General features: G+C 57.4%; 9 protein-coding genes. 4 read left to right on the plus strand and 5 right to left on the minus strand.

Features of this window, described 5'->3' with window-relative positions:
- The 3 genes from RSSM_RS28420 to lepB form a co-directional block, all read left to right on the plus strand.
- A partial coding sequence (locus tag RSSM_RS28420) for a dienelactone hydrolase family protein (RefSeq protein ID WP_044303906.1) occupies positions 1–1,029 on the plus strand: 1,029 nt, incomplete at its 5' end.
- A 382-nt stretch (positions 1,030–1,411) separates the two neighbouring features.
- Complete coding sequence (locus RSSM_RS28425; RefSeq protein WP_044303908.1) at positions 1,412–2,185, plus strand: sensor histidine kinase; 774 nt, start codon at positions 1,412–1,414, stop codon at positions 2,183–2,185.
- Between the two features lie 269 nt (positions 2,186–2,454).
- Positions 2,455–4,539 (plus strand): signal peptidase I, encoded by a 2,085-nt coding sequence (gene lepB / locus RSSM_RS28430; protein WP_008688001.1) that lies wholly within the window; start codon positions 2,455–2,457, stop codon positions 4,537–4,539.
- 661 nt (positions 4,540–5,200) lie between these two features.
- On the opposite strand, the gene RSSM_RS28435 is transcribed toward lepB, so the two are convergent.
- Positions 5,201–6,097 carry a hypothetical protein gene (locus RSSM_RS28435; RefSeq protein WP_008688003.1) on the minus strand — a complete coding sequence of 299 codons (897 nt, stop codon included), beginning with the start codon at positions 6,095–6,097 and terminating at the stop codon, positions 5,201–5,203.
- A 226-nt stretch (positions 6,098–6,323) separates the two neighbouring features.
- Between RSSM_RS28435 and lptB the strand changes: the two genes are divergently transcribed.
- The gene (lptB, locus tag RSSM_RS28440) at positions 6,324–7,268 is read left to right on the plus strand and encodes an LPS export ABC transporter ATP-binding protein (protein WP_008688012.1); all 945 of its coding nucleotides are present in this window, start codon (positions 6,324–6,326) and stop codon (positions 7,266–7,268) included.
- A 34-nt stretch (positions 7,269–7,302) separates the two neighbouring features.
- On the opposite strand, the gene RSSM_RS28445 is transcribed toward lptB, so the two are convergent.
- The 4 genes from RSSM_RS28445 to RSSM_RS28460 all read right to left on the minus strand — a co-directional run bounded on the left by RSSM_RS28445 (position 7,303) and on the right by RSSM_RS28460 (position 13,516).
- Entirely contained in the window at positions 7,303–8,229 is a 927-nt protein-coding gene (locus RSSM_RS28445) for an Rpn family recombination-promoting nuclease/putative transposase (RefSeq protein WP_160168186.1), read from the minus strand.
- 207 nt (positions 8,230–8,436) lie between these two features.
- Positions 8,437–11,286 carry an alanine--tRNA ligase gene (alaS, locus tag RSSM_RS28450; RefSeq protein WP_044303907.1) on the minus strand — a complete coding sequence of 950 codons (2,850 nt, stop codon included), beginning with the start codon at positions 11,284–11,286 and terminating at the stop codon, positions 8,437–8,439.
- Positions 11,287–11,485: 199 nt separating this feature from the next.
- The gene (gene serS, locus RSSM_RS28455) at positions 11,486–12,778 is read right to left on the minus strand and encodes a serine--tRNA ligase (protein WP_008688015.1); all 1,293 of its coding nucleotides are present in this window, start codon (positions 12,776–12,778) and stop codon (positions 11,486–11,488) included.
- Positions 12,779–12,892: 114 nt separating this feature from the next.
- The gene (locus RSSM_RS28460; protein ID WP_008688016.1) at positions 12,893–13,516 is read right to left on the minus strand and encodes a peptide chain release factor family protein; all 624 of its coding nucleotides are present in this window, start codon (positions 13,514–13,516) and stop codon (positions 12,893–12,895) included.
- Positions 13,517–13,627: the final 111 nt, after the last annotated feature.

Below are 13,627 nucleotides of genomic sequence, written 5' to 3' on the forward strand. Positions count from 1 at the left end.
CCGGCCGAAACGCAGCTCAATTGGTGGGCCGGTGTGCCATCGAAACAGTTCCTTAACTCCGACGATGCGTCTGCGACGAACGGGGAAGAACGAACTCCTAACGATGAGGATCCTACGTCCGCCGACGCTGCTAATGCAGACCCTACTCATGCTGACCACATCCGCCTCGGTCGGGCCGCGCAAAACGGGTTCATTGTTGTCGCGCCGCGGTGGACACGCGGCGGCCAACAAACCTATGAGTACACGATGCGAGAGCACGATGCCGTGCTGAGAAGTCTTCGTAGTGCGATGCGAAGATTCTCGATCGACTCCGATCGGGTTTTCATCGGCGGACACGGAGCAGGCGGCGCGGCGGCCTGGGACATCGCGTTGTCGCATCCCGACGTCTGGTCGGGGATGATCGCGATCAGTGCGGAACCTCGCAAAACGCTGCACCACTATGACTCCAACGCAGTCTATGTCCCGGTCTACATCGTGATGGGAGAGAAAGACGGCCGCCCGCTGAAACGCAACGGTGCGGTCTACGACGACTACATGTCGTATCAACATGACGCGATGGTGGTGATGTATCGGGGCCGCGGGAAAGAGTTCTTTTACGAAGAGAGCGAACGCATTTTCGAATGGATGAAAACCGCCGAGCACAAACGGCCTCGGATTCCTGAATCGATCGAGGTTAATACGATGCGTGAAGGCGACCGCTTTTTCTGGTGGTTGGAATGGGAGCAATCCCTTCCCGATACGGTGATGGATCCAATCTTGTGGGACGCCGTCTCATCGCCCAAACACGCCAAGGTTTCGGCTAGTGTCGGTGCCAACAATGAAATCCGAATCTCGCAGGCACCGAGTACCGCGTTCACAGTTTGGCTCTCGCCGGACATGCCGCTCGATTTTGGAGACCAAATCACGGTCCGCTATCGAAATCGTCGCAGCAACTTCCAATTCGCCGGTGAAATCGAAACCCTGTTGGAAGACACCCGCCAGCGGGCAGACCGGAAACGACCGTTTTGGGGCAAGGTCTCGATCCCGTAAAGCGGACGACCAACGCGGGTAGACGACGAACGCGGGCAGATTACGAACGACATTTCGAATGAGTTCCCGCGACGCGATCGGCTCCCCCATGCCGAAAATCGCCACCCCAGGAAGGAACCGCAGCAGACAAGGAGTTGCCGTCGTATTCGCGAACGGCATTGGTTCGCTGCTCGCGGAATCTGCTGACCTGCCGTGTCTCTCTCGCAACAACATTGGCAGCTTTCGACGAGAAAGCCATATGATGATCTCGCTCCGTGCCCGTTCCTGCCCGACCGGTCCCGAGTTTGATCCAATCGGCATGGAATCTGCCAGTCGCTACAATCCCGGAACCGAACGCGCATTTTGGCACGCTAACTTTCTCGCGAATCGCCCTGCAGCACTGATGAATCCCCCTTCCAACGATACGAATTCTCGCGTCGACGACCGAGCGAAAGAGGCGGCCCAGCATCAGGCGGCAATGGAGGAGGTGCGCGGCCAGTACGAAGAACTCGCTGAATTGGCCGGGTCGCTGGCACACGAAATCAAAAACCCGCTCTCGATTATTCACATGAATATCGAATTGCTGAGCGAGGACTTGGTCGAAATGGACACCCCCGCGAGCCGGCGTTGCCTGCCTCGCGTGGACATGGTCCGCGCCCAGTGCGAACGGATGGAATCGTTGCTGAGGGATTTCCTGCGTTACGCGAGACTCAGACACATCGACCTGATTCCCGGCAGCTTGAACGACCAGGTTCGTCAGGTTCTCAACGCCTACCAAGCTCAAGCGGATTCGCAAAAGGTCGACTTGCAGCGGTATCTCGATCCAGATTTGCCGTCGATCCGTTTGCACAGCGATTCGCTGCAGTCGGCACTCATGAACCTCGTCAAAAACGCTCTCGAGGCGATGCCCGAAGGCGGCCAACTATGGGCACGGACGTACAGCAACCGTGGTGGCGTCGGATTGGACCTGATCGATACCGGCGGCGGATTGGACGACAACACGGTTTTGCACATGTTCGAGCCGTTTTACAGCACGAAAGACGGCGGATCGGGACTAGGCCTGCCAACCGCCCGCAAGATCATTGAGGCTCACGGTGGCCGGATCAGCGTGCAAAGTGAATTGAACCGGGGAACAAAGTTCTCGCTGCAATTCCCCGTCCCACCGCGTTTGCAGTGACGTTTGCATCCGAGACCGCGTCAGTTCGTAATGCGTCCTCGGTGAGTCGCCGCGATCTGACGATGCTCGATCCGAGACGGATTCACGTGCTCGACAGGTATTTCCCGAGAGACTGGCACTTCGATGCGGCCTGGCATTCCCATTCAAGGTGGCAAACTTTCCGAAGCGAGCAACCGGCACCGGGATACGACTGAGGTACTGCCGGACGCCCGTTTCACGCTACACTACCGCACCGTCAGTGACATTCCCGTCCTTTCTGTTGAACCAGCATGTCCGAAACCGCCACGACCGCGACCGACAACGATTCCGAACCTTCGCCCCAGGAAGCCTGGGATAAGATGTCGCTGCTGCAACAACGGGCGGCCGTGTTTCGGGTTCAGTGCGGACGCGAAACCGCCGAGGCATTCGTTGTCGCGTTTGTGCTGGCGTTGTTGTTTCGCGCTTTCATCGCGGAAGCCTTCGTGATCCCCACCGGATCAATGGCGCCCTCTCTGATGGGTGCCCACAAAGACATCTTCTGCGACCAATGCAACCAACAATTCCCGATCGGTGCGAGTCTGGAGTACCGCGAACCATCGACGGAAAACGTGGTTGTCGGAGGAATCTGCCCGAACTGTCGACACGTCAATTCGCTGGACCTAAAAAACAATCCCGACGACGCGACCTTCAGCGGCGATCGCATTTTGGTGAGTAAATTTGCGTACGCGATTAGCGATCCGGACCGTTGGGATGTCATCGTCTTCAAGGTTCCGGTCAATCCGAAACAGAACTACATCAAACGATTGGTGGGCCTGCCCAACGAAACATTGAGCATTATGCACGGGGACGTCTACGCGTTGCCCACCACGCCAACGGACGACGGTGAACCGAGTGACCGCGATGGCGGAAGCGACGGAGGAGACATCACGGTCAGCGGCGGGAGCCAATCGCTCGGCACCATCCTTCGCAAACCGCCGGAGAAACTGCTGGCGATGCAGCACTTGGTTTACGACAGTAAACACCAAGCCGCCGCGTTGATTGAGGCAGACTACCCGGCTCGCCTACAGCCATGGCGTCCAGGCCTCACCACGCCACCCGATGACTCTTGGGAGGTCACGCGTACCGACGCAGGATTGATAGCCAAGGTCAACGCGGGAGAAGAAGCCGAGTGGTTGAGGTATTACCACCGATGGCCCACTCGCGATGAATGGGAGCGAGCCGAGGCGGGTTTGTCTCTGGCGAACGTTGATCCTTATCGCGGCCGGCTGATTTCGGACTTCTATGCGTACGATGCTTACTTGTTCGTCGATTCGGATCGCGTATACGACTTGAAACCATCGCCACGAGGCGTTTCACGTTTGCAACGCATAATGGGACAAACTCGTAGCGATGGGGTCTTCAAGCCGACTTATCAATCCGGCGGTGACCTCAGCCAATTCCGCAATCACCTGCAGTACGGTGGAACGGGTTACGCCGGCGACGGAGTCCACTGGGTGGGCGACTTGCTGGTAACCGCCGATATCGAAACGGCCGCCGATGCGAAGAAGTTGACAATGGAAATCGTCGAAGCGGGAATCCAATATCGCTGCACCTTCGACCTTGCGTCCGGACAGGCCACGTTATCAATCGAAGGAGACGGGCCGAAACTCTTCGACGCAGCGGACAGCAAGATTTCAAACCCGAACCCAACTGCGAGCACCTCGGTCACCGCCGGCTCTCGCCACGAGATTCGGTTCAGCAACTGCGACAACGAACTGCTCTTGTGGGTCGACGATGAAGTGATCGCGTTCAACACACCGACAACGTTCAACGCCGCGAACTTTACCAACCCGCAGGACACGCGTCCGGTATACGACGGCAAAGGCAACCCGCTCGATGCATCTCCTGTCGGTATCGCCGTGCAAGGCGGCACATCCACGCTGCATCAATTGAAGATCGATCGCGACAAATACTACATCGCGACCAAAGACGGCAATTCGCGGATGCTTGACTACGACATGCCGGGCCTCAGTGAGTTCGCCGGTTCGGTTGTTCGGGTCGAAGAGATCCAGGCCGTGATGGGCGAACCCGACATCTGGGACCAGTTCCCCGGATGGGCCTCTCGGCGAGTGGTCTCGTTCCCAATCGGAGAAGACCAATTTTTCCCGATGGGCGACAACAGCCCCGAGAGTCTCGACGCCCGGTGCTGGGCCGGGACGAAGGAGCGTTTCGGACGCAACCGCAGCGTGGACCCGGACGCGTACCTGTTCTCAGACGCCTCCTACGTGCCACGTGACCTGCTCGTCGGAAAAGCCCTCGCAATCTTCTGGCCCCACCCCTGGCGTTCTCCGGTGCCGTTTACGCCCAATTTCCAACGGATGCGGCTGATTCGCTAAATCGGTTCAGCCCACGACACGCACCCAACAAGGCGAAACCCGATTCGCTCCGAGGTACACGAGTCGCGGACTTCATGGATGCCGCATCATCATGCTTGGCGGTCGCGAAGTCGCTGCTGTAAGGCTGCGAGATGAATCGTAAGTGCATCCGCGTGAAATTCCGCCAGCTCGCTGTCGTCATAGGTGTATCTCCAAGCAGCTCCTGCAGCGTCTGAATCCGACCAACAATCAATCCGCGTTCGAGGCCACGTTCCAGCCCTTCCTCACGCCCTCTTCACGTCCTTCCTCGCGGGCTCCAGAGATGGCCCACTCGTAGTCCGGGCTGTTGATCTATTCGTTTAACGGCAATACCGTTCAATGAAGCACCGGGTTGTGGCGTTTTCGTTTAACCGGTAGCCGTAGGCGACGTTTGACGGAAAACAACCTACCCTTCGGGCACGGGTTAAACGAAAATTGAACGGTATTGCGTTTAACGGGCAGCCAAAGGCGACCTACTTGCTACTGCGCGTCGCCTACGGCTACCGGTTAAACGAAAACAGGTTGACTCTTGATTAAATCGACACAGCCGCTTTCCCGGCCAACCATCTGGAGGAAACGATGAATGAAAGCAACGGAGCCAACACTCATGGTAGCAACGTCAGGTCGACGGGTGCGAATGGAGTCAAACACGATCCGACCGACTTTCGAGATCGCCGATCAATTTTTGGATGGCAACAACTAGCCAGTCCCACAGGTGGTCGATCGTCCGGCCGAACCGGTCCAGCCCGGCGTACGTGCCGCTGGTACCCTGGAACAGGTCGAGCTTCAGGTCGGGCTGTTGGTAGTCGGTCACGACTGTCTGTCCACCGCCGGTGCGAGAGTATTCAACTAGAATCGTGCCGCTGCCGTTGGTCTCACGCAGCCGGCAAGAACGCGAGAGCAGGTCGTCGATCCCGTCACTGCTACCGTAATCATTGAACAGAGCCCGGCCGTCGGGGTAGGTTAACTGCTCTAAACGGGCCCGGTTATTCAGCAGACCGCTGGTGGCGGACATGTCGTAGGTGTACTGGACACTTGGCGTGCTGCCGCCGACGACACCCGAGTGTGATTGCTCTGATTCGCTCACGTTCCCCAGGTCGTCGTAGGTGAGGACGATCTGGTTGGCGACATCCGACGTGTTGTCCGGGTCGTCGGTTTGGTTCCCGTGGGAGGTGATCTTCGCGACACGCCCCAGGGGATCGTAGCCGGTCGTGATCGAGCGGACCGCACCGTCGGTATCGCCACCCAGGCTGGTCACCTGATTGGCCTGCGTGCGGCGCAGGTCGTCGTAGCTGTACGTGATCACGGTGCCCCGTTGATCGGTGCGGGTCTGCCGCGTGCCGTCGACGTGATAGGCGAACTTGATCTGGTCCGAGCCGCTGGACGTGGTGTCCGTCGAATCAGGATAAATCTCACTGGTCAAACGTGAGGCGTCGACACTGTCCTCGTAGAGGTACACGGTCTCCTGGGCCGAGGCACTCGAGCCGTTGTACGCGGTCAGCTTGGTGGTGCTACCCAGCCCGTCGTACTCAGTCTGCACGACGCGGTCCTTGGAGGCCTGATTTCACCACACTCAAATGTGATTGCTGAATGAGGCGATTTTCGGCCTCAGGGAGGCGGTATTTGCTCACGAGGACACGAAACGTGCCTTTCCAACCTGGAAAGCAATCTGCCAGTCGAGATTGTGCTAACAGCGAGATTTTGCGAAGAATAGATCAGGCAGATTTCCCTCGACTCATTTCCGCATCCTCTGATGCCTGATCATCATGTCTGACGACTTCGACACCGCCACGTTGCCGAGCGACCATCGAGCAGAATTCTCAGATCGTGAGCCGATTCTCGAGGCTGTTGGGTTGCAGAAAACCTACGGTCGACGACGCGTGGTCGACGGGGTGAACCTGAGCGTCGGAGAAGCGGAAATTGTGGGATTGCTCGGTCCCAACGGGGCGGGCAAGTCGACCAGTTTCCGAATGATCTGCGGCCTCGTCCAACCCGACCGTGGACGCGTCTACCTCGGCGGTCAGGATGTAACCGATTGGCCGATGTTCCGCCGAGCGCGTGACGGCAACATGGGTTACCTGCCGCAGGAACCGAGCGTTTTTAAGAAGCTGACTGTCGAACAGAACATCTCGGCGTTGCTGGAACTGCTCGGGTTCGATCGCAAACGTCGCAAAGAACGAACCAACGAGCTGCTCGAAGAATTCAATATCACGCACATCCGCAAGAGCCCCGCCGCGGGACTCAGCGGCGGGGAGCGGCGGCGTCTCGAAATTGCCCGATGCCTTGTATCGGACCCGCAAATTGTCATGCTCGACGAACCCTTTGCGGGGATCGACCCTGTGACGGTGCAATCGATCCAAGGCGTGATCACGCAGCTGCGAGACTCCGGCATTAGCGTTCTGATCACGGACCATGCCGCCCGTGAGATTCTAACCACGGTCGATCGATGCTATGTGATTTATCAAGGTCAGGTGTTGATTGACGGAACCCCTGACGAAGTGAAACGGCATCCGAAGGTCCGTGAAGAGTACCTCGGTGACCTCGACGCTGCCGCAGGTGTCCCACAGGCGGCGCCGGAACAACCAAACGCAACGCCAACGCATCAGCGAAGAATTGATCCTGGGCAGCCACTCCAACCGCCACAACAGTCTGCCCAAGCCTCTCCTCGGCCGGTCGCTCGCCAACGCCCACGCCGAGTCACGGACATCTAGCAGGCATCTTTCTGCAGTTCAAAACAGCAACAAGTTAAGCTTGGCGATCACGAAGGCGTTGCTGCAGTTCTGCGAGTTGGCTGGTAAGCACATCAACGCTTAGCGATGACAGTGATGCATCGTTCGCTGGCACCTCGCCGAGAAGATCTTGCAGTATCTGAATCTTCCCCGCGAGTTTTCCCTTCGCCAGGCCGAGCTGCTCGCCTTCCTCCCTGCCTTCCTCCCTGCCTTCCTCCCTGCCTTCCTCGCGGGCTCCCGAGATTGCCCATTCGTAATCACGTTGAGCCTTCTCCCGTTGGTCGTACATCAATTTGTCCTCTGTCTTCGCGGAAATAACTTCAATCGTTGAAATGGCAGTCTCGAATTCAATACCGGTGAGCAGTCGCCGTAGCGTTTTCGCATCGTAATCCTGGGCAAAGAGCAACAGAAACGCCCATTGCTGTAGTTTACTCGCATGAGGAATCGAGCGTTCATCCAGGTGGTATTTTGTTAATTCTACGGTGTGCACCTCAATCGCGTTGGACAATTCGCGACCGCTCTCACGATCGAGCATTTGAAAGCGGTGATGCGGTTGCTCGGAATCACTGAAAAGGATCCGGTTGAGAAGACAAATGGAAATTGACGGGGCAGCCAACGCATAGTTGCCACCTTTGGACAGTTGATCAACGTACATGCCGCAGGCGTAGTACACCAATCGCTCGATCAACCCGGCATAGACCGAAACCTGCATTTCCACATTCAGCCAATGTCCCTCCGAATCTTGGCAACGAACGTCGAGAACAACGAGCTTGCTTTCGGAAAACTCCTGATAGCTGAACGGGTTGAGGATTTCAACCGAAGCGATCGGCCGTTCGAGATCGAGGATCGCATTGAGTAAACCAATCAAAGCCGCCGAGTTTTGCGGCGAGCCGAATATCTTTTTGAATGCGAAATCAACGGTCGGTCGAATCCCCAACGGCATGGAGTCATCCTCGCTAGAGCATTTCAAAATTTGACGTGTCCGATCCCTGGCGCTAGATTCGTCAAAATTCCGGCCACCGAAATCGGACGACATCGGGGACATCATTTCTTATAGCGTTCTCGAACAATGACAGTGTCCATCAACCGCTATGGTAGCGAACGCACCCATGCGGTGTGATGAATACCGGTCACTGATCCGACACTGAGCCTAGCCAGACGTAGTCTGAAGCTTCTCGGTCATGCTTTGGCGAGCGTTCTCGATCGCCTCAGGAAGCTTCTCAGGATCTTTCCCGCCGGCTTGTGCCATGTCGGGTCGCCCCCCACCGCCGCCTCCCACAATCTTGGCTGCGGCGCCTACCCATTCTCCCGCCTTCAATCCGCGGTCGACGAGGTCTCGACTCAAACCACCGACCAACACGACTTTGCCGCCATGAGCAGCCCCCAACAGCACGGCCGATGGACCTTTGCTCTTTTTGCGAATTTGGTCGATCCAACCACGCATCAAATTTGGGTTGGCTCCCGGGATCTCAGTAACGACGAGTAGCGTGTCGCCAACGGTGGTCCCCGATTCGATCAAATCGTCCGCCGAAACTTTCCCGCCCTCGGAGACCTCTTTCAATTCCTTCACCAAACGGCTGCGATCGGAAAGAAGTGCCTCGAGTCGTTCGCCCACGTCATCGATCGCGACATTGAGCCGCCGCGTCAACGCCCGAACCGCAGCGCGAACCGCGTTGTAATCGGCCGTGTCGGTCGGAGTCGCCTTTGCCGCTGCGGGGTCGAATTGAAACTGTTCGGAATGCTCAACGGCTTTCCCTGCGGAGAGTTCTTTCTTCAACGATCGAACCTCCTCCATCAGCGTTTCGGTCGCCGCCTCGGCATATGCCGCCTTGCAACCGAGTTTCTCTGCGACGAGGTCGAGCAACTGCATCGTCTGCTCGCGGTGTTGTTTCGCTCGCTCGCCCGTCAATGCTTGGATACGACGTGTGCCCGTCGACACGCTCTCCTCCACCACAACCTCAAAGGCACCGATATCGGCGGTGTTGGTCAAGTGCGTGCCGCCGCAGAGTTCACGACTGAACTCACCCATCGACACCATCCGGCACGGGTCGGGGTACTTCTCGCCAAAGAGCATCATCGCACCGGCTTTCCGGGCGACGTCGAGCGAAACCGTATCCCAACGAATCGGTTCTCCCTGCTCAACAAACTTCAACACATCCTTTTCAATCTCAACAAGGGTCTCATCCGGAATTGCTTTCGGATTGGTAAAGTCAAATCGCAAACGATCCGGTTCGACCTTGCTGCCTTGCTGTTCCGCATGTCGTCCGACGTGAGTGTGCAGGGCATGATGCAAAACGTGAGTGGCTGAGTGAGCCCGCGACAACGCAGTCCGGTTTTCAACGTCGACTTTGGCCACGCATGTTTCTCCTTCGGAGACCTTGCCCTTGACCAGCTTTCCGTGGTGAACGATCAACGAGGCGTGCTTCTGGGTATCGATAACTTCGAATCGGAAGTTGTCATTTTCGATTACACCCGTGTCGCCGACCTGCCCCCCTGACTCGCCATAGAACGGGGAGTGATCGAGCACGAGACGCAAGATCGCATCGCCTGGACGGTCGAGATGCGAGAGCAACTGACCTTCGTCGCCCTTGCCCTTGCCGTCACCGGTGATGATGCCCTTCACCGTCGCTTCGGATTGAGTCGATTCGTATCCGACAAACGGCGTCTCGCGGAGCGCTTCTTTGAGCGTTTCGAGCGGACCGGTTTGGAACAGAACCCGCTGCCCTCCGTCGCTATCGCCGGCGTGTTTCTCCATCGCTTCGCGGAAGCCGACCCAATCGAAAGTAAAGTTTTGTTCGGCGGCGAGCGTCTGCACCAACTCGGGCGGCACCCCGTACGTCGTCAACAGATCCGCTGCTTCGGCACCGGGAACCATGACCGATTTCTCGGTTTGCATTTCCTCGAAAAGATGGTTGATCCTCTTCATGCCGCCATCGATCGTCGCGAAGAATGCCCGTTCTTCCGCCTCGATCGCTTCGGCAACTCGTTGCGTCGTTTGCCCCAGTTCCGGATACGCCGCTTTCGATGCGTCTGCAACGGCACTGGTCAGTTGATACAGGAACGGCTCGCGCAAATTCATTTGATACCCGTCGAGCACGGCGCGACGAATCAAACGACGAATTACCGAACGAGCATCTTTTGGCCCGGGGTAAACGTTCTCGTGAACCGAGAAGACGGCTGCTCGAGCGTGATCGGTGATCCGACGCAAACGACGTCCATTGTCGCTCTCGTATTCGTACTTCACACCGCAAACTTCAGCCGCGGCATGAACGATCGGCAATAGGCTGTCGATGTGGAAGTTCGTCGGGACACCCTGCAGAACACTCGCCGTCCGCTCGAGCCCCATCCCGGTGTCGATGTTCTTGCTCGGCAGCGGGTGGAGGTTGTTCGGCGGAGGTCCGACACGGTTGAACTGAGTGAACACGAGGTTCCAAATCTCAACGTCGCTACCGTCGTCAAGTTGATAATAAATTTCACTGCAGGGACCACAAACACCATCGGGGCCTTCGCTCGGCGCCGAGGCGGGCCAGAAGTTCTCGTCTTCTTCCATACGAGTGATTCGCGACGTAGGCAAACCAATCGACTCGTTCCAAATCTGGAACGCCTCGTCGTCGTCTTTATAAACCGTAACGTTTAAACGCCCCGGTTCGATGCCCAACCACTTCTTATCGGTCAAGAACTCCCATGCCCACGCGATTGCTTCGGGTTTGAAGTAATCGCCAAAGCTGAAGTTACCGAGCATTTCAAAGAATGTGTGGTGGAACGCAGTTCGCCCCACGTTATCAATGTCGCCGGTCCGCAAGCACTTCTGACACGTCGTCGCGCGGGTGAAATCCAACTTCACTTTGCCGAGAAAGTGATCTTTGAATTGGTTCATCCCGGCGGGAGTGAACAACACCGACGGATCCCACGCGGGCACCAACACGTCGCTCGGTTGCCGCACACATCCTTTGGTTTCAAAGAACTCTAAATACTTTTCACGTAGTTCGTCGGTTTTCATTTTCGTAAGTGTTGATAGAGGTGATGTTCGAATTGAATAGTGGACGATCGACTTTGGGGCGGCCATCGAACGCGCGGTTCTCGCTGAGTTTCGTGACGTTCCAGATCGGTGCCGAGCGGCCCCTGCGACCGGTCCAGTCAGTCCACTGCGACCGCCGCGATGCGATCTGCCTGCGGCGACGGGAGGTTCAGGTCATAACTCAGGCCATCGAAGCGATCGGTTCGAGGACTTCTTTTCCAACCCAAGGCTGCAGCACCTTCGGTACGGCCACCGAACCGTCGGCCCGTTGGTGGTTTTCCAAAATGGCGATCATCGCGCGTCCGGTTGCGACCGCGGTTCCGTTGAGGGTGTGAACATACTGTGTCCCCTTTTGCCCCGGCGTCTTGTATCGCACATCCAAACGACGGGCTTGGTAATCGGTGCAGTTGCTCGTGCTGGTTACCTCGCCCCACTGACCTCCCTCGCCTCGTCCGGGCATCCATGCCTCGAGATCGTATTTCCGATAGGCAGGCCCGCCGAGATCGCCGGCCGCGGTATCCACCACTCGGTAAGGAACTTCCAACGCGTCGAAAAGCTCACATTCGAGTTCCCGCATCTCCTCATGAATCGCTTCGCTTTGCTCGGGCAACGTGAATGCGAACATTTCGATCTTGGTGAACTGGTGCACCCGGTACAAACCGCGCGAGGCTCGCCCTGCCGCGCCCGCTTCGGTGCGGAAACAGTGACTCAGTCCACAAAGCTTCAGCGGCAGCTTTTCGCTTTCGAGAATCTGCCCACTGAGCATCCCGCCGAGAGTGATCTCGGCCGTCGCAACGAGGTTCAATTCCGTATTCTCGATGCTGTAAATTTGCGTTTCAGGCCCACGCGGGTTGAAGCCGGTTCCTTGCAAAACGCTCGTTAGTGCAAGGTCAGGCGTGGAAACGGGCGTGAACCCACGGTCGCTCAGAAAACTGATTGCGAACTGCTGCAGGGCCAAATCTAAACGCACCGCTGCGTTTCGCAGGAAATAGAATCCCGATCCGGCCACGCGAGCCCCGCCTTCGAAGTCGAACATGTCGTGCTTCTCGCCAATCTCGAGGTGATCGATCGGCTTGAAATCAAACGTGGGTTTTTCGGTTTTCCCGAACCCGAGTTCTTTCGCGTCATCCTCACCGCCGTCGGGAACGGCCGGGTGAGTTAGGTTCGGCAAAACTGTCTGAAGTTCGAGAATTTTCGCTTCCAGATCGCTCTGTTCCGCCGCTGCGGCGTCTTTCTGCTCTCGCAGCGCACGTCCCTCGGCGATCAGTTTCTGTCGCTCTTCGTTGTCTTTCGCCCCCGCGATCCGTTTGCTCGTTTCGTTCGCCTGGGTGTTGAATTCCTGGGACCGTTTCAGCGCCGCGAGTCGCTGCGATTCGAGTTCGCAGATGGACTGAACGTCGACAGAAACCCCGCGTCTTGCCGAGTTTTCGCGGACAAGTTCGGGGTTTTGCAGAATAAATTTGCGATCGAGCATCGGCAAAAGTGTCGGTTTCGAGAATGGGAAAGAGTCAGAAACCGCACAACTTAACGCAAGTCAGGCAGATTTCGCAGTCCCAGTAGTTCGGCACAACACCGACAATTCTTCGGGCTATTTCAGCGGCCCACGGCTGTGATGATCTCGTATGCGATTGACCAGCGTCAACGCGGGCCGGTGGGAACGTAAACAGGCGTTAATTCGGCTCGTCGAAACCTTCCAAAACGGAGCCACCAAACTCGGTTGGCCACCACCGACGTGCAAATCGTTCAGCAGCAACGCGAGCACCGCCGGTTTCGCCTCGTTCTGCTCGGCGAGTTTCAGCGGGGACCCACGAAACCGATCACGAACCGCTTTTTCCGCCGCATCGATCGCTTTTCCATCATCGAGGGGCGACCGCGTCCTCAGACTCACCGCGAGCAGATAACGGAGCCGCCGAAACGCGACGTCTCGGTTGCGATGCTGATTCCGCTCCTCAGTCGCCTCCGCGGTGATTTCAGCGGGCCGAAAAGTGATGAAAACTCCCGAAGCGGTCCGATTACGGTGCTGGCCACCGGGACCACCACGGGCCTGCGTTCGCACCTCGCACTTCTTGAGCAACTCATCCAGATCCCAGACCGCCGGATGAGGCGATGCCACCGTTGGCAAATCCAACCGTTCCTGCTCGGCAGGCATCGCCGGTTTGGTGTCCGATGGCCGATCAGATGCGGGCTTCTTCGAGCGAGATGACTCAGACATAAAACGATCTCCTGCGCCCCAGTTATACGAGGAGACGTTTGCGACGAACACAGCGCGTCGACAACCGCCGATAATTCTCGCTCGCGAGGGACTCTCGCAAACGAGTGATCA

The sequence above is a fragment of the Aporhodopirellula sallentina SM41 genome (genome assembly GCF_000346505.1).
In the GTDB taxonomy this organism is placed as follows: Bacteria; Planctomycetota; Planctomycetia; order Pirellulales; family Pirellulaceae; genus Rhodopirellula; species Rhodopirellula sallentina.